Here is a 17848-nt window from a genome sequence, read left to right on the forward strand (position 1 = left end):
AACTTTACCGATAGAAAAAGAAAAAATATTGTAGCTTTAAACTAGTATTAATATATATTATGTTTTAATAATGAAAATTATTATTAGGATTAAACGATGATTAAAAATTTGTTTGTTATCGGTTCTTTTGTGGGGTTGAGTGTGTTGCTAGCTGATAGCCCAGAGGGTGCAGATCCTAAAAATAGTGTTGAGAATTCTCAAGACTCTTCAAAGGCAAAGCCCCATTTTACGAGGGACTTCCCTGCGTGCGTGAGTGATGATAGTGTTTGTGCGAGTTTAAATAGCTATGGCTATAGCTATTTAATTCCAAGCAGCAAACAAGGGGACAAGGAGGACAAAAAGGCAGGGGGCAGAGAAGTTATTTTTATGAAACCTATTCTCAAAAGCTCTGTAACCAATGCATCCAAAGACACATCATCACAAGCTACATTGACAGAGGATAAATTGCCTAAGATTGATTTGAAAAGCTCTGATTTGAGTGATGGATTTTATTACTACACGCTCCCTCCGATCAAAGAGGAGTTTCAAGCAGATACAAAAACAAGCTCTGAAGTCTTGGATCGATTCCTTGATTTAGACAATACAAGAAAAATCACGCTCATGGGCGACCACATGAGCAAGGGGAGTCAAATTATCGTTGCGCCCCATTCTGACCTAACTTTCCAAGCTACAGGGGAAACGCCCAGTGTGATCTCAGGTATCCAAGTGGGTATTGGCGCGCCCACATTGCAATCACTCGCAACTGACCTTTCTAACCAATACGGGCAGTATTCTGAATTCCGTTTCACACAAAGCACAAATATCGGTGAAAAATCTCAAAGAACAAAAGCCGAGCTCACTCGTATCACCTCTGCTAGTGCCAAAACTCTCACGCTAGAGGGCGATATTTACTTGAGTAATGGCTCATCTCTTTTGATTGTCAATGAGGGAGAGATCCACTATAGTGCTAAAATGCGCCATACGATCTCTTATCCAAAAAGCTATTTTTATGCAGGGGATCAATACAACAAAGGGAGTTTTCGTGCCACAGCCTATCAGCAAAATCCTAGCGATATAACCACTCCCATAGCGCAAGATCTTTTTGTGGGCTTTATCGGGCATTCGCTTTATAATACAGGCGAGTTATATTTTTCTTCTCCGATGGCAGCAAGCATTGCGCTCAGCAAAGAGGGCGAGGGCTTGCATAATGGTATCCAAGCAAGCACTATCCAAGCCTCAAAAACTGCAAGCAAGCCTAAAGATTCAAACGAGGCCTTGAATACAGATACAAATCAAGCTGCTGAAGCCACTGAAACTACTGAAACTACAAACAAGGTCTTAAGTAGCGCTTTAGCAGATTCAAAGCCTTTAAATGATTCAAAGAATCTTTCAAGTCCCTCTCTGGAGCACACAGCAGCTAATATCACAAAAGCGCTCAATAATCCATTGGTAGGTAATACGCATTTCACAGACACTCCTAGTTGGCAAGAGGGCAGGATTTCTGTGTATGATTGGGGTTCTGTGGATATTCAGGGTAATCTCACTAACCACGCAAATGGCACGATTTTGCTTGTTGATGGCGGGTTTTTGAAAGTTAATGGAGATTTTAAAAACTCTGGGTGGCTACTCAGTGGGGCGATTGACACCAATCGATATGGTTATATGGAAGTTAGTGGCAAGGCGACTTTAGCTGCGAGTGCAAACTATGGGATCATTTCGCGTCCTGATAGCCCTGTGCTAGGTAATCGCGCTTATCTCCTCCTCCAAGCAAAGGGAGGGATCACACTCGAGGGCGATACAAACAATCCTCCAACACCCCCTAGCCCTGCTGAAATCTCTAAGACTGCGAGTGTTGATAATCCCTCTACGCCTCTGAGCTCTGCTGAGCTCACTAGCTCTGCGCCCACTGCTCCGGCTGCACCCTCAAATCCCTCTGAGTCTTCAAATCCCTCTGAGCTCGCAAGTCCTCCGGCGAGCACTCCTTTGGTGGATTCGAGCAAAACAAGTGAGCTCCAAGGCAATACCTTAGCAGCGCTCACAATGGCTGCTGTCCCTCCCTCAAGCCCATCTGAAGTGAGTCCATCTGAAACTTCAGAGAAAAACGAAACGCCCAAGCAAACACCGCCCCAAACCCCAAGCGCTCCTATCAATATCCCCAAAGACCATATCCATCTATTCACAGCGTCTAAAAAAGATGGAGCGCTCACTGAAGTGAAGGAAAAATATCTCCAAGATAATCTCACTTTTGAAACACAAACTGACGCGAGCAAGCAAAATCTCTATGTCATCATCAAGCCCTCTGAAAGCTCAAGGGCTAAAAGTATCGATACACTCATCAAGCAAGCTAATGATGACATCTCTGCTCGAAAAGATCTTTATGAAAAAATCAGCGATCTCCAAGCCAATCGATATGTCCTCTTAGAACAGATCCAAAAGCTAAAAATCCTTGATGAAAAAGTCCAAGCTTATGAGGCTTCTATCGCACACGCTAGCACTAAGGAGGAAAAAACCAAGCTAGAACAAAACCTCCAAGAGCTCAAAACACTTGTTGCAGACATCAAGGCTACGCCCACTTATCAAACTGCCCAACGCTCCATTACCATGGGGAATAATGATAGTTATGGAATCATGGCACATTATAATTCTAGGGCTTATGATCTCATTGATACGCTATTTAGAGAGTATAAAAACAGAGATATGGACGCAAAAAGTTTCCCTGAGCTAAGCCCTGAAGAATTCAGCAAGTTCAAAAGCGCATATGAAAGCTTTGCAAAAAAGACCTCTGAAGATGCCCTAGCTGTTATCACAAAATTTCGCGATGACAGGACACATTATAAGCCCGGAAGCAGTGAGCTCTATCAAGAAAAGGTCAATGCCTACAACAAGCTTTATAAAGAAGCCCAAGAAGACCTCAAATCTGTCCAAACGCGCCTAGAAGCAGGCGTGGCTGATAAGATCAAAGAAAGCGAGGGGTATAAGACCATTGAAAGCACTGAAAAAGAAAAAGAAGCATACAAAGACCTCAAAACTTATGATGAAGAGATTAAAAAGTATCAAGCAGCTAAAGAGAAATATAACACATTAGATAATGAATATGGAACAGAAGCATACAACAAAAAAACAGAAGAAGAAAAAAAGCAGTGGAATACAGACTATGACGCTGCAGAAGAAGCCTATTATGATGCAGTGTCTAAAAAGAACAATTTAGACTATCTCAAATCAAATCTGGATTATGCCATCAAAACAGCACAAAAAAAATATCTCGATGAACAAGCCAAAACAGAGCTAGCCAATGCCCCTGAGCTCCAAGCAGCACAAAAAAAGCTAGTAGAAGCCAAGCTAGCATTTGAGGGCGATGATGACAAGCATATCCCATCAGCTTATGCAAAAGTGCGCGCTGAGCTTGAAGAAAAGCTCAAGGAATCGGATTTGCAGACATTTCAAGCAATCAATGACCTCCTAGCAGCGATGAAAAAAATCGAAACCTATGATTTTGTCGAAAAAAAGACCCTCACCCAAAGACAAAGCTCAATTTTAGAGGGGATCCGTAATCTCTCGGATGCCTATGCAGTTTCTATCATCGCGCACGCTTCTGACCCTGAAGTCCTCCAAAAGCTCGCTTCTGATGTTGATGATAATCTCGAATCTCTTGCCAAGCAGACCCAGCATAATTCTGTGAGTAAAAGCGTGGATTTGATTGCGTCATCTTTGGTGCAAAATCGCTTGACAATGCTGAGTAATCCGTTTGCAACACCAGCGACACTGAGCGCTGTGATCCAAAAGCTCTCCAAGCAGCATTTTGCAGCTGATGAAAATATCCAATCAGACGCCTTCAACGCACTCATAGAGCCTCAAGCTTTCAAAGAAGAGCAAACAATGGCACTCTGGGGGAGTGTCGTAGGGGGTTATGCGCAAGCAGGGGGGAATTCTGTGATTTATGGTGGTTCTGTGGGGTATGATGCGATGGTTGGCGAGCATTTCATCGCAGGGATTCAAGCGACTTATGCTTATGCGAAAAATAAAAGCGATGGTGGGATTTCTAACCACTCTCATAATATCCAAGCAGCGGCGTATTCAAGGTATTTTGCCTATCAAAATGAGCTCGATATCTCACTTTCATATAATATCGGCTTTGTCAATCAAAACAGGCAAATGCGTATCCTAGATACTGCTTCAGAGCAAAGCGCAGACTACACTTCCCAGCAAGGCAGAATCGGTGTGAATTATGGCTATTTATTTGCCATCACTGCCCCTGAAAATCATTTTTATATCAAGCCATTAGTGGGCTTGAGCGGGCTTTATAGCATACAAGGTGCGTATGAAGAAACAGGACTCAATATCGGTCAGAAAGGGAGTGATTATTTCAATCTCAATGCCAATGTGGGCTTAGAGTTTAGGAAATATTTCACAGATGGAGGGTATTTTTATGTAATACCGGGTGTGGAATATCAGGTGCTTAGCACGCAAGATCGTATCGGCTATAGTATCGGAGGGGTAGAGATTATCAATGATCTAGAGAAAAAGACCAAGCTTTATTACACAGGCTTTGCAGGCGCAGAGTTTAAATTCAGCACAAATACATATGGCTTTGGGTCTTTGGGGGTCAAAATCGCTAACAACGAGCAGTATTATAATGGGGCTTTGGGCTTGAAATATAAATTTTAGCTAAGCTTAACCAAGTCTTAGCAATGGCTATGGTTGGATTTTAGACCACACTTGAGGGCTTAAAAAAGCTCAAAAAAGGGGCTCAAAAGGGATTAAAGAGGGCTCAAAAAGTAGGGGGCTTTAGGAGAGATCAGAGAGTGTGGCTAGAGATTTTGCGTGTGTGGAGTATGGAGTGTGGAGTGCAAAAGGAGCTAATGGGGGAGGGGCTAAAGAGGGATAAATGGGGGGGGCTAAAAGATTAGGGCTATCAGAAAATAGCTCTATCAGAAAAAGCCAAGGCCAAAGAATAGCATAAAAATAGACCAAAGCTAAAAAATAGCCTAAGGTTTAAAGATGGGTCTGCTAGAAAGATAGCCTAAGCAATAGCCTAACGGAGTTGCTTGAGTGCTTCTTTGATGATTTCTTGTGTGTTGGTGTGGGGGATTGATTTGAGGACTTTGGATATTTCTGTGCTCTTAAATCCCAAGCTCTCTAAGGCCATGAACGCTTCATTGCGTTCATCGGGCTTTTGTGGCTCTTTGGGGGTGATGAGCTCTGAGAAGAAGCCTGCGAGATCGACCATGATTTTGCCTGCGCCTTTAGCCCCGATACCAGGGACTCTTTGGAGGGCTTTGATGTCTTTGTCTTGAATAATGAGCCCAAAGGTTTTGGGCGTGTAGGTTGAGAGGATTGCAAGCGCGACTTTAGGGCCTACGCCATTGATTTTGATGAGGCGCTCAAAAGTGATTTTTTCGATTTCTTGCGCAAAGCCAAAGAGCAAATGCGCGTCTTCTCTGATGATTTGTGTGATAAAGAGCTTGACTTTTTGCTCTTTTTGTTCCTTTTTTTCATTGAGGGCATAGCTTGTGTTTGTAGAGATATGGATACCATAGATTATACCACCGATTTCAAGCTCTGCAAAAGTGGGCTCTAATCGATAAAGATTGCCAATCATACCTGTAATCATTGAATTCCTTAGTGGGTTTTTATCATTTTTCTTTTCAAGGGATCGATACGAATATCGATATTTTCTCCATCAGCTAAAATCAGTATTTCATCATTGGGCTTGGGGTAGTCTTGATGGTAGATGACTTCATTTTCAAATCGCCACTCTGATTTGGCTAAGATCCTAGCTCCTAATGTTTCGTTTTCTATCTCTAATAGACTTGCGTTGAGGTCTTTGATATTGTTTTGAAATCCTATCAATTCTCTTTTGAGGACTTTTAGCTTTTTGATGTGTGCGATAAACTGATCATAAGTCCTTTTGATATCGTTTTCAGCGAGCATTGCAATTTGTGTGGTCTTATCAGCTGATTTGATTTTATCGATGATGGGCTTGTTTTTTTTAGCTTTGGTGACAAAAAGCTGGTATTCTTGGGCGATGGTGTGCATTTTGGATTTGAGTAGAGCGATTTTTTTGTGGATAAATTCCATCACTTGCTTGGTCTTGATATCTGCCCCTGATGAGATGACAAACCGATTCTCACCCCCTTGGATTTCTTGGAGTTCGCATTCTTGACTGAAATGGAGTTTGTTGTTGGACTTGAGCGTTTTGATAGCGATTTTTTTTGCATAGATAGTCGCACCACTGGCAACTTCGATAGAACAATCACTTGCTTGGATAAAGCCTGTGTCAAGATTTCTGACAGAAAAATGCTCGCCTAAAAATCGCCCCTTGTGTGTGGTGACCTTAGCTTCTTGGGCTTTGATGGTGGTGCTTTGATGGGTTTGCCCTTGGATCGAGATTTCTTGTGCGCTCAATGTGACATTTTCGCCCACGCTCCCGATAATTTGGATTTTGCTTGCTTCTAAGATCATATTGCTGCCTACAGCGTCGCTGAATTCATCTTCAGACTTGATCACTAATGTGATCCCGCTTTCTACCCCGCCAAGGAGCATAGGAGCATTGGTAGTTTTCATTGAGGTGAATTCATAATCGGTGTTGAAAATAATCGTGTCATTTTCGATTTTGACATAGCCATTGATGAGGGATTTGAATACGATTTTTTCGCTAGTTTCTTCTCTTTGAATAAAGTTTTTGTTATAGCTCAAAGGGGGCATTTGATCGATGTCTTTGATATCGATTTTGATATAAAGACCTTTGAGATTGCGGCCATTTTTGCCTTTGATGGGTTTGATATATTCAGCGATGGATACATCAGGGCTTGTGCCAAAAAGAGAGTTTTTTGGGGCTTTTGTCCCCTTGTCTTTTTCCCACGCATTTTTGAGGAGGAAGCGAAATTCTGATGGCGTGTGCGGGATAAAATCAGGGGCTGTTTTGAGGAGCAGTTTTTGGGGTTGGGCGCCTTGGGCTTGGAAGTTTTTGAGTGCGGCTTTGAGATTTTCGCGTTGTTCATATTGCTGTCTGAATATGACTTTGTTTTGTGCCATCAAAGAATCGATCACGCTAAAAATCTCTTCAAAAAACTGATCGTCATTGATGATGATAAAATGTTCATCAAAGACTAAATAAAGCTTGTCCGCTTGGGGCGTGAGCTCGAGTTTGAGTTTGTAGTCCTTGGTTTTGGGGTAGATTCTGATGTCATAGGTTTGCAGCAGGCTAAAATTATCTTTGATATAAAAATCATCTTTTTCAAATTGGGCGAGCGCGTTCCCTGATAGGGGCTGATAGCCATCTTTTTCATTGGTTTTAATGAGCGTTTGGAAATTCAACACATCAAACCAGAGGTAGTCTTGATGGATTTTAGAGGCAAGTGAAAACTTTTGGAGTTCCTTATTGACATCTTCACAATTTCTGATGACTTGCGGGATAAAGCTTGGGGCTTCCATACATTTTCCTAGTGTCTAGTTATTTGGTAGAATACTTGCTTGATTCTACAATAATTATGCTGTAATGATTATTTTACAATATGTTTATAATATTTATTGGGTATTGCATTGATTTATCACCAAAGGAAGCAGTTTGTTGAAAAAAGCGTTTTTGACTAATAGCAGTGGGATCATGTGTTCGAGAGTTTTTGGATTTTTGCGCGATCTTTATACAGCCCATATACTTGGGGCAGGTATGTATAGTGATATTTTTTTTATCGCTTTTAAATTCCCTAATTTATTCAGGCGTATATTTGGTGAAGGGGCTTTTGCACAGAGTTTTTTGCCTAGTTTTATTTCCAGCCAGAAAAAAGGGGCTTTTGCCTTGAGCGTGTTGGGTATATTTGCTTGTGTGCTGCTTGTTTTGGGGCTTTTGGTATGGGCGTTTTCAGAGGAGGTCACTCAACTTTTGGCCTTTGGTTTTGATAGAGAGTTGATTGCTTTAGCCCAGCCAATTGTAGTGATTAATTTTTGGTATTTAGAGCTCGTGTTTATCGTGACATTTTTGAGCACACTTTTGCAATACAAGCATAGCTTTTGGGTAGGGGCATACAACACAGCCTTGCTGAATATCTGTATGATAGGGGCGTTGTATATAGGCAGAGATAGGGACTTGTTACAAATTGTGTATTTTTTGAGTTATGGGGTTTTGTGCGGCGGGGTTGCGCAGATTTTGATACATATTTATCCTCTGTATCGCTGGGGGTTTTTTAAGCTTTTTTGCGTGGGATTTGGGCACCTCAAAAGACTGCTTTCTCCCTCAAGCGCGCCCATACATTTACGCAAACAGACCCAAAATGATTTGAAATCTTTTTTCAAGCAGTTTTTTCCCGCTGTTTTAGGCAGCTCTACAGCACAGATTGCTTCATTTATCGACACAATGCTTGCTTCGTTTTTAGCCAGTGGGAGCATTTCATATTTGTATTATGCCAATCGCATATTCCAGCTCCCCTTAGCTTTGTTTGCGATTGCGATTGCAACTGCGTTATTTCCGATGGTCGCTAAAGCTATCAAAAACGCTCAGACCCATCAAGCCCTCAAGAGTATGAAAAAATCTTTCTGGTTTTTGTTTGTCATGCTTTGGGGTTGCTTGATTGGGGGGATAATGCTTAAAAATGAGATCATATGGCTTTTGTTTGAAGGGGGGAGTTTCCATCGGAGCGATACGCTCATGACAGCCAATGTCTTTGCAATGTATATGATTGGATTGCTCCCCTTTGGGCTATCACGGATTTTTTCTCTATGGCTGTATGCGCACAAACTCCAAGGTAAGGCAGCTAAAATTTCAGCGATTTCTCTTGTCTTTGGGGTGGTGTGTTCTTTGGCGTTGATGTGGGATTTTGGGGCTGTGGGGTTAGCGATTGCTTCGAGTTTGAGCGGGGTCATGCTTTTTGTGTTGAGTGTGCGGGAGTTTGGGCTAAGGAAGTTTTGGGGTATAATGGCTTTTCCAAAAGGCTGGCTGGCACTGCTTGTTCTTGGCGTGGCTGAAGTGGTGGTGTTGGGAGGGTTTTTGCATTTTTTTCATATTGCTTGAGTCACAAGTTGCTTGAATATCAAAAAGGTTGGTAATGAAAATCTATGACACCAGAGAAAAACAAAAAGTCGATTTTATCCCCATCACGCCCAATGCTGTGCGGATTTATGTCTGCGGCCCCACGGTTTATGATGATGCCCATTTAGGGCACGCTAGAAGTTCGATAGTCTTTGACTTGCTCGCTCGCACACTAGAGTTATTGGGCTATCAGGTCACTTGTGTCAAAAATTTCACAGATATTGATGATAAAATCATTAAAAAAGCCCACCAAACTCAAATGAGTATCCAAGCATTGAGTGCGCATTATATCGAGTCCTATCTTGCTGATATGCAAGCCTTGCTTGTGCATAGGCCACACGCAGAGCCTAAGGCCACAGAAAATATCCCTGCGATGGTAGCAATCATCACAAAGCTTTTAGAAAAGGGCTTTGCTTATAAAACCTCTCAAGGAGATATTTATCTTGATACCACCAAAGATAAATCTTATGGCACAATCAGCCACCGAGGGAGCGATGATGAGGGCAGTATCAGCCGTGTGCAAGAAAATGAAGAAAAAAGAAACGAAAAAGACTTTGTTTTATGGAAAGCTTATAAAGGCGATGGAGATATTGGCTATGAAAGCCCATTAGGGCTAGGGCGCCCAGGGTGGCATATCGAATGTTCGGCCATGATAGAAAAAAATCTGGCCTATACAGACAAGCCCTATCAGATCGATATACACGGGGGTGGGGCAGACCTTATCTTCCCCCACCACGAAAACGAAGCCTCCCAAACGCGCTGCGCGATGGGTCAAGAGATCGCTAAGTATTGGATGCATAATGGTTTTGTCAATATCGATGGTGAAAAGATGAGTAAAAGCTTGGGTAATAGTTTTTTTGTCAAAGACGCTTTGAGGGCTTATGATGGAGAGATTTTGCGTAATTATCTTTTAGGGACACATTATCGAGCGATTTTACATTTCAATGAAGCAGATTTGCTTGTGAGCAAAAAGCGCCTTGATAAGCTTTATCGACTCAAAAAACGAGTTGGGGACAGCACAGGCACACCAGAAGCTAGCTTTTGTGCAGCAATGCTTGAGGCGATGGGCGATGATCTGAATATTTCTAAGGCTTTGAGTGTGCTAGAAGAAATGATTAGCCATTGCAATGAAAGGCTTGATAAGACCAAAGACAAATCTGCACTCAAAGCCATCAAAGAGAGCATAAAAGGGAATCTTGATTTCATCGAGCAGCTTTTGGGTATCGGGGGCAAAGAAGCGAGTGCATATTTCCAGCTAGGGGTCAGTCAGGAGCAAAAAGCTTGGATAGAATCACAAATCCTCCAACGAACGCAAGCAAAGCAAAACAAAGATTTTGCCCGAAGCGATGCGATCAGAGAGGAACTGATGGATATAGGGATTGCCCTAATGGATACACCCTCTGGCTGTGTATGGGAAAAAATCAACTAATGGGCTTGGGCTAAAATGTGCTACAATCAGCCTACCTTAAAAATTTTAAGAAAATCATTACAAGGATAACGATATGGTAGTCGGAATGGAATTAGGTGCAGATAAGTTTTTAGACGATAAATATGGTGGGAGGGCTTCAAAAGAGTTTTTGGACGCAGATGGATTGCCCTTTTATTCCCCTAAGATTATGTGGGATCCCATAGAGGGCGCGAGGAGCTATGCGTTAGAAATCATTGATTATGATGCGTGCAGAGTGAGTGGGAAGATATTTGTGCATTGGGTTGTGGCTAATATCCACTCTTGTGAGCTCAAAGAAAACGCCTCACAAGAAAATAAAGATATTTTGCAAGGGGTCAATAGCATGACTCAGGGATTTTGGAGAGCAGAGGGCGATTTGAAGCAAAAAGAAGCACACAATCTTGCTTGCAGCAAATATGTAGGGCCCATGCCCCCTGATAAAGACCATTACTATAAAGTCAATGTTTATGCGCTCGATGTGTCTTCTCTCAAACTCCCCAAGCCGTTTTTCATCAACGACCTCCACGATGCAATGCGGGGGCATATTATCAAAGAAATGTATGTCAAAGACAAAAAAGATGAGCTATGTTATTACACGACGCTCAGTGCGACAGATTCTATCGTTGCCACAGGGCAGACAGAGTTCCGATACAAACATTGTAAAAGATAATATTTTTTATCATTTGTGCAATGATTGAGAATTTAGAATTATTTTAGTTTTATTTTCTATATATTGTTATATAATCTTGGCTTGTTCTAATTTTAATCCTCATTTAAAGGAAACAAGTGAAAAAGGTTATATTTGGGACTTTATGTGCATTGGCTTCAATCAGTGTGGGAGTAGCAGAAGAGAGTGGCGTGTTTGCAGGCGTGAGCTATCAAGGCGGGCAGGTGCATCTCAGGGAGAATTATGGTGGGTTTGCCTCAATGCGTGGGACACATATCCCCAATAGTGATTTTGATGAAAACTATAATAAAAATCCTATGATCAATGGCGCAGGGCTGAAGCTCGGATACAAGCAGTTTTTTGGGGAGTCTAAACATTTTGGCTTGCGTTATTATGCGTTTTTAGACTATGGCTATGCAAATTTTGGTGCGATTATCCCCAAAAAAGGCAAAGATGGCACAACGGCCTATGATGATTATTATACACATATGCTAAGCTATGGCGTGGGCGTGGATGCGCTTTTGAATTTGATCGAGAAAGACAATGCGAGCTTTGGAGTGTTTGTGGGCGTGGGCGTGGGAGCAGATACTTGGATTGCTAGTGGCAAGGATTTCCAAAAGCAGTTTTTTCCTAATGGCAAAGTGAGTATGGTGAATTTCCAGACCACTATCGATGCAGGGTTGCGCACGAATATTTATCAGCACCACGGCTTTGAAATCGGTGTGAAAGTCCCGCTTTTACAAGATAATATTTTTAGCGATAAAGATGATAATGTCCAGCCTGAGCCAGTTGCGATGATGACAATGCATAATCAGACTAGAATCAAACGCGATTATTCTGTCTATGTAAGCTATCTTTATACATTTTAGACTCAAGGACTCTTATTGCCATAGGTGAGTCAGAATAAAAAGTAGGGCAAAATTTGTTACAATACAAATATTTTTGTAATTTGAGGTAATGATGCGAAAAATCTCTTTTTATTCTCTGGCTTTGGTCGCTTTGACCTTGCCTTTGGGCGCAGAAAAAAGTGGATATTTCATCGGAGCAAGCTACCATATGGGGTCAGCGAGCTTCACTCAAAAAACTCTTTTGCAAGAAAACTCTCAATCAACCTCCAATCAAATCAGCTCAACCAGACCAGAAGATGGCGTGGGGCTCAAGCTCGGATATAAGCAGTTTTTTGGTGATGGGAGGTGGTTTGGCTTGCGTTATTATGCGTTTTTGAATTATGGCTATGTTGATTTTGGGAGATTCCAAGGCAAGCCTTACCACGCACATATGCTTGATTATGGTATCGGATCTGATGTGTTGTATCAAGTGTTTGATTTGCCTAATCTTAGCTTTGGATTTTTCTGCGGCATAGGCATAGGCGCTGATAGCTGGAAAGAGCGCGATTTTTATCACCATTTCCAGACCACTATTGATGTGGGACTACGCACGAATATTTATCAGCACCACGGCTTTGAAGTCGGAGCGAAAGTGCCTTTTTGGCAGAGCGAGGATTATAAGACTTCAAAAAGCTCTGAGGCAAATATCACAAAAGAGCTTCAAACCAACATCAGCTACAATTCTTCATTTTATATCGGATATTTTTATACCTTTTGATTTGCTCGCAATCGATTGAATCTATTGAGTCCATTGGGTCGATTGAATCCACTAAATCCATGCGTTTGTGAGTATTGCGTGCATTGTTTGTGTGCTGATTGCAATTTTTAAGAGGGGCATAGCAGTTTGCTAGTATAGTGGTTTGCTAGCTTTGGAGGGGTTGTCTTGTGGGGAGGTGGTTTTGGGTGATTCAAGCCCTCTTCCTCTTTTTTCAAGCCCTCCCCTTTTTTTGGAGAGAGGGGTATTGCGGGCTTAGAATTCTTTTCTAGGATCGCCAGAGCCATACATAATTTTAGAATTTGGGTCGATGAGGATTGCATTGACATCGCCCATAACAGGCTTAGTAATGATTTTATAGCCCATTTTTTTGAGGTTGTCTTTGACATCTTCGGGCATGCCATATTTTTCAATCCTGATTTCATCAGGAAGCCACTGCATATGGAATCTTGGGGCTTGGATAGCTTCAGAAATATTCATCTGATGGTCAATGACATTGCTGATGACTTGTAAGACCGTTGTGATAATCCTAGCTCCCCCAGGGCTGCCTACGACCATAAAGAGTTTGCCATCTTTGAGGACAATAGTCGGCGACATCGAGCTCAAAGGTCTTTTGTTGGGTTCAATCGCATTGGCATCGCCACCCACTAGACCATAGAGATTGGGCACACCTGGCTTGATAGAAAAATCGTCCATTTCATCATTGAGCAAAAAGCCCGCACCATCTACAGCAGCTGCACTACCATAAGATGCATTGATGGTATAAGTCACACTCACAGCGTTCCCCCATTTATCGGCGACAGAATAGTGTGTGGTGTTTTCGCCCTCGTGGATTTGCCCAAGCCCGGGTTTGATTTGTGTGCTGGGTGTGGCCTTGTTGGGTTGGATATTTTGATATATTTTTTTGGCATAGGCTTTATCGATGAGCTTATCTACAGGGACTTTGATGAAGTCAGGATCGCCCATCAAAAGTGATCTATCAGCATAGGCTTGTCGCATTGCTTCAGCCATAATGTGGATTGTTTTGCTAGAGCCAAAGCCGAGTTGGCCAATATTGGCATTTTCCATCACATTGAGGATTTCAATGATATGAGTGCCTCCTGAGCTAGGAGGGGCCATCGATACGATTTCATAGCCCCGATAATTGCCTATAACAGGCTTTCTCCAAACAACATTATAATGGGCTAAGTCTTCTTTAGTGATGATCCCGCCATTTTTTTCCATATCTTTAGCGATGAGGTCAGCTATTTTGCCTTGATAGAAAGCCTTTGCCCCTTCTTTTTGGATCAGTTCTAGTGTTTTTGCTAAGTCTTTTTGGACAAACAAATCCCCCTCTTCATAGCTGCTGCCATCTTTTTTGAGGAAATATTTTTTTGAAGAGGCAAATTTAGCAAAATCTTTTTTGGCTTGGGCCATTGTTTCTGCTTGCCTTTGTGTGATGACAAAGCCGTTTTTGGCAAGTGCGATAGCAGGTGTGATGAGTTCAGAGAGCTTTTTGGTGCCGTATTTTTCAAGCATTGCACTCATTCCAGCCACCGTCCCAGGCACGCCAGCTGCTAGATAGCCAATTGTGCTTGCATCAGCAATGACATTGCCATTTTTATCCAGATACATATTTCTTGTGGCTTTGAGGGGAGCTTTTTCTCTAAAATCGAGTGTGATATTTTCACCATTAGCCAGATGGATCACAGCAAAGCCCCCACCACCTATGTTGCCTGCTGCAGGATGGACAACAGCGAGGGCATACCCTACAGCGACAGCTGCGTCAATAGCATTGCCCCCTTTGTCTAAGACTTCTTTACCAACCTTGTTTGCAAGCGCATTGCTTGTCATCGCAAGCCCACTTGAAGTGTCTTTGATGGGTGGATAGGCAGCTGCGTTGAGTGCTTGGGTCAAAGCCATTAAGAATACAAGCCCGAGGAGTCGAGCAAAAAGATTTTTCATTTTTATTCCTTTTATGGGATTTGGGTTCAATAGAATTTACATTTTAGCAACAAAAATAATTTTTATGCAAGGAAAATACACAGGTTTTTTGCATATTGTTTCTATTTGGGACTTTTTGCCAGCTTTGCTTTCTTCCATACGCTTCAATCAATACTTTCTAGGCACTTCTAAGCTTTTATTGATTTTTCATTTTGATTTGAAGATGAAACGATAAAAGGGTCTTGATGGGCTTATTTTTTATCTTTGGTTTGATAATGCTTAGGTCTAGAGCATTTCCCCTCGCCCCCGCAACCACAGCCTTTAGAGGAGTTTTTGATACCAATGATTTTATACACACCATACGCCCCCACACCCAATGCTAATACCACGCCTACCCAATCAATTGCTTGCATACAAGCCCCTTTGTGTTCAAGTTTTAGGAGTGTATCATTTTTTAGATAATCCCAAAACCTCCATCAGTGAGCAAACAAAAAATCAAAAAGCCATACCAAATTTAGGGTAAAATTTGCAAAATCAAAACTTCAAGTGAGGCATAAATGGCAAAAAAAGAAATCAAAAAAGTGGTTTTAGCCTATTCAGGTGGGCTTGATACAAGTGTGATTCTCAAATGGCTCCAAGACCAGTATCAATGCGAGGTTGTGACCTTTACGGCTGATATTGGGCAAGGCGAGGAGGTGGAGCCTGCGAGGAAAAAGGCTATGCAGCTTGGTATCAAGCCTGAAAATATTTTTATTGAAGATCTCAAAGAAGAGTTTGTGCGCGATTATGTGTTCCCTATGTTTCGTGCTAATACGATCTATGAGGGTGAATACTTGCTTGGCACAAGTATCGCACGCCCATTGATCGCTAAAAGACTTGTAGAAATCGCCCAAAAAGTCAAGGCCGATGCGATCTCTCATGGTGCTACAGGGAAAGGCAACGATCAAGTGCGCTTTGAGCTAGGGGCTTATGCACTCAATCCTGATATTCAAGTCATCGCTCCTTGGCGTGAGTGGGATCTGAATTCAAGGGAAAAATTGCTAGATTATGCGCAGAAGTCAGGAATCCCTATCGAAAAAAAGGGCAAAAAATCTCCCTATTCTATGGACGCTAATTTGCTGCATATCTCTTATGAGGGGCAAATTTTAGAAGATCCTGCGATTGAGCCTGAAGAAGATATGTGGCGATGGAGCACCTCACCACTTTTAGCCCCCAATACACCAGAATCTATTAGCATTGAATTCAAAAATGGCGACCCCATTAGCATCAATCAGATCCCCTTAAGCCCTGCTAATCTCCTCAGTGAGCTCAATAAGCTAGGGGGCAAGCACGGCATTGGTCGCTTGGACTTGGTAGAAAATCGCTATGTGGGTATGAAATCTCGAGGTTGCTATGAAACCCCTGGGGGGAGTATCTTGCTTAAAGCCCATCGCGCTATCGAATCGCTCTGTTTAGACCGCGAACAAGCCCATCTCAAAGATGAGCTAATGCCTAAATATGCTGCAATGATTTATAATGGCTATTGGTTTTCTCCTGAGAGAGAAGCGCTCCAAGCCCTGATAGACAAAACACAAGAAAAAGTAGAAGGCAGAGTCTATCTCAAGCTTTATAAAGGCAATGTCATCATCACAGGCAGAGAGTCTAAAAACTCCCTATTCAACCAAGCTTATAGCACTTTTGAAGCTGATAGTGTTTATAATCAAAAAGATGCTGCGGGATTCATCAAGCTCAATGCCTTGCGTTTTATCATCGCTGGTAAAAGCAGAAAATAACTGGCCTTAGCCTCTCAAAAGTCCCACAACTACCCAAAAGATATGCCTAAAACATACCCAAATGGGTAATGGGCAAAATAGCCAAAGCTATGGGCTATGGTGATACGCATTTGGTATCAAGAAAGTATCAAGGGCAAGGGAGCAAGGATAGCTATCCTACGCGCATTTCATAGGTCTTTTTTCGTTCGCTAGAACTCCCGATATTGAGCTGTTTGCGATATTTTGTAATCGTGCGCCGCACCATCTTGAGCTGGAATCTCTCCTCGATAAGCTCTAAGATTTTCAGATCACTCAAGGGTTTTTTCTGATTTTCGCCTTTGATGAGTTCAAATATATAATCTTTGATAGACGCATTAGAAATATCGCCCTCAATTGCTGTGGTAAAAAAGCTCTTGATAGGTAAAATCCCCCTAGAGCACTCAAGATATTTGTTTGAAATCGCACGCGAAATCGTGCTGGGCGCGTGACCAAACTCATCAGCAATATCTTTTAAGCGCATGGGCTTTATCTCTCCACCTTTGAAAAAGTCATATTGATATTCGACGATCATCAGGCCGATTTTTTGGATTGTTTGTTTGCGCATATCGAGTGCATCAATGAGATCTCTGGCTTCTTTGAGCTTGTTTTTTAGGTATTGTTCAGAAGTTTTGACCTTGAGGTCTTCGATGATAACGCTTGGATAATAGGCATCATTGAGTGAAACTTGTATCTGTCCATCTTCTTCGATGACTAAAATATCTGGTATGATGAAAGCCTCTTGCTGTGAGAACGCCAATGCAGGGGGGTTTTTGAACCCTCTGATGACTTTCATGGCCTCATAATATCCCTCTTGGGTGCTGTAGCTTTTGTGGTTGGATAGATTGTTGATGATCTGGATACAAAGAGTATAAACTGCATCTGAAATTTGTGTGTATTCTTCAAGCTGGAACAAAAACGACTCCCGCACATCTTTTGCCCCCACGCCCCGTGGATCGAGATAAGCAAATCTTTGTCTGATTTTTTCATATTCTTCTGGGCTGATAGAGAGTTGTTGCGCACATTCATGAATATCCCCATCAAAATATCCCTCTTCGTTGATATTATCGATAATATCCAAAGCAATACGCACAGAAATTTGTGTGGGGAAAAGTGGGGGGAGGATTTGGTCGGTGAGAACTTCATAAAGGCTTTTTTCATAAATACTCAAAGATTCGATTTTATCGCTGATTGAGCTTTTGAGTGGGGCGTTGGGATAGGGCTTTTTGAGTTTGGAGCTAAAATCTTGCACAATCGAGCTTTGTAGGCTGATAAAGGGATTTTCTTTAGCATATTCGTTGATGGTTTCTTCCATCTCAAAGACATTGCTTTGCAAGATAGGGAGCCAACTTTTGAGTGTGGTAGAAAGCTTATTTTTGACACCTACATTTTGCCGCAGCCTTGCCCCTTGCGCCATC

At 42.1% G+C, this 17848-nt stretch carries 11 protein-coding genes and 1 pseudogene; 7 read left to right on the top strand and 5 right to left on the bottom strand.

Annotated elements, in window-relative coordinates; all coding sequences use genetic code 11:
* Positions 1–96: 96 nt before the first annotated feature.
* A complete protein-coding gene (locus BKH46_RS05870) occupies positions 97–4644 on the top strand; it encodes an autotransporter domain-containing protein (RefSeq protein ID WP_095225902.1) in 4548 nt (1515 codons plus the stop codon).
* 367 nt (positions 4645–5011) lie between these two features.
* Here the strand turns inward: BKH46_RS05870 and ruvA are convergent, their stop codons facing one another.
* Together ruvA and BKH46_RS05885 are read right to left on the bottom strand one after the other, a co-directional pair.
* A complete protein-coding gene (gene ruvA, locus BKH46_RS05880) occupies positions 5012–5590 on the bottom strand; it encodes a Holliday junction branch migration protein RuvA (RefSeq protein ID WP_095225904.1) in 579 nt (192 codons plus the stop codon).
* 8 nt (positions 5591–5598) lie between these two features.
* The gene (locus tag BKH46_RS05885; RefSeq protein WP_095225905.1) at positions 5599–7413 is read right to left on the bottom strand and encodes a FapA family protein; all 1815 of its coding nucleotides are present in this window, start codon (positions 7411–7413) and stop codon (positions 5599–5601) included.
* A gap of 133 nt (positions 7414–7546) precedes the next feature.
* Here BKH46_RS05885 and murJ point away from each other — a divergent pair, with 133 nt between their 5' ends.
* The 5 genes and pseudogenes from murJ (at position 7547) to BKH46_RS05910 (ending at position 12723) form a co-directional block, all read left to right on the top strand.
* Positions 7547–8986 (top strand): murein biosynthesis integral membrane protein MurJ, encoded by a 1440-nt coding sequence (gene murJ, locus BKH46_RS05890; RefSeq protein WP_095225906.1) that lies wholly within the window; start codon positions 7547–7549, stop codon positions 8984–8986.
* Positions 8987–9020: 34 nt separating this feature from the next.
* Positions 9021–10433 (top strand): cysteine--tRNA ligase, encoded by a 1413-nt coding sequence (gene cysS / locus BKH46_RS05895; RefSeq protein WP_095225907.1) that lies wholly within the window; start codon positions 9021–9023, stop codon positions 10431–10433.
* 73 nt (positions 10434–10506) lie between these two features.
* A pseudogene (locus BKH46_RS05900) lies at positions 10507–11001 on the top strand (YbhB/YbcL family Raf kinase inhibitor-like protein); the annotation flags it as partial.
* 236 nt (positions 11002–11237) lie between these two features.
* Positions 11238–11987, top strand: coding sequence for an outer membrane protein (locus BKH46_RS05905; RefSeq protein ID WP_095225909.1), 750 nt, complete (start codon positions 11238–11240; stop codon positions 11985–11987).
* A 91-nt stretch (positions 11988–12078) separates the two neighbouring features.
* A complete protein-coding gene (locus BKH46_RS05910) occupies positions 12079–12723 on the top strand; it encodes an outer membrane protein (RefSeq protein ID WP_172402577.1) in 645 nt (214 codons plus the stop codon).
* A gap of 252 nt (positions 12724–12975) precedes the next feature.
* On the opposite strand, the gene ggt is transcribed toward BKH46_RS05910, so the two are convergent.
* Both ggt and BKH46_RS09495 read right to left on the bottom strand, forming a co-directional pair.
* Entirely contained in the window at positions 12976–14664 is a 1689-nt protein-coding gene (gene ggt, locus BKH46_RS05915) for a gamma-glutamyltransferase (protein ID WP_095225911.1), read from the bottom strand.
* 230 nt (positions 14665–14894) lie between these two features.
* The gene (locus BKH46_RS09495) at positions 14895–15056 is read right to left on the bottom strand and encodes a hypothetical protein (protein ID WP_172402578.1); all 162 of its coding nucleotides are present in this window, start codon (positions 15054–15056) and stop codon (positions 14895–14897) included.
* 144 nt (positions 15057–15200) lie between these two features.
* Between BKH46_RS09495 and BKH46_RS05925 the strand changes: the two genes are divergently transcribed.
* Positions 15201–16415, top strand: coding sequence for an argininosuccinate synthase (locus BKH46_RS05925; protein WP_095225913.1), 1215 nt, complete (start codon positions 15201–15203; stop codon positions 16413–16415).
* A 151-nt stretch (positions 16416–16566) separates the two neighbouring features.
* On the opposite strand, the gene BKH46_RS05930 is transcribed toward BKH46_RS05925, so the two are convergent.
* A complete protein-coding gene (locus tag BKH46_RS05930) occupies positions 16567–17847 on the bottom strand; it encodes an RNA polymerase factor sigma-54 (protein ID WP_095225914.1) in 1281 nt (426 codons plus the stop codon).
* Between the last annotated feature and the right edge of the window lies 1 nt (position 17848).

It is taken from the genome of Helicobacter sp. 12S02634-8, assembly GCF_002272865.1.
Lineage (GTDB): Bacteria > Campylobacterota > Campylobacteria > Campylobacterales > Helicobacteraceae > Helicobacter_J.

Coding starts and splice junctions, on each gene's coding strand:
- BKH46_RS05870 (WP_095225902.1), top strand. CDS start 97: ATGATTAAAAATTTGTTTGTTATCGGTTCTTTTGTGGGGTTGAGTGTG.
- ruvA (WP_095225904.1), bottom strand. CDS start 5,590: ATGATTACAGGTATGATTGGCAATCTTTATCGATTAGAGCCCACTTTT.
- BKH46_RS05885 (WP_095225905.1), bottom strand. CDS start 7,413: ATGGAAGCCCCAAGCTTTATCCCGCAAGTCATCAGAAATTGTGAAGAT.
- cysS (WP_095225907.1), top strand. CDS start 9,021: ATGAAAATCTATGACACCAGAGAAAAACAAAAAGTCGATTTTATCCCC.
- BKH46_RS05910 (WP_172402577.1), top strand. CDS start 12,079: ATGCGAAAAATCTCTTTTTATTCTCTGGCTTTGGTCGCTTTGACCTTG.
- ggt (WP_095225911.1), bottom strand. CDS start 14,664: ATGAAAAATCTTTTTGCTCGACTCCTCGGGCTTGTATTCTTAATGGCT.
- BKH46_RS09495 (WP_172402578.1), bottom strand. CDS start 15,056: ATGCAAGCAATTGATTGGGTAGGCGTGGTATTAGCATTGGGTGTGGGG.
- BKH46_RS05925 (WP_095225913.1), top strand. CDS start 15,201: ATGGCAAAAAAAGAAATCAAAAAAGTGGTTTTAGCCTATTCAGGTGGG.
- BKH46_RS05930 (WP_095225914.1), bottom strand. CDS start 17,847: ATGGCGCAAGGGGCAAGGCTGCGGCAAAATGTAGGTGTCAAAAATAAG.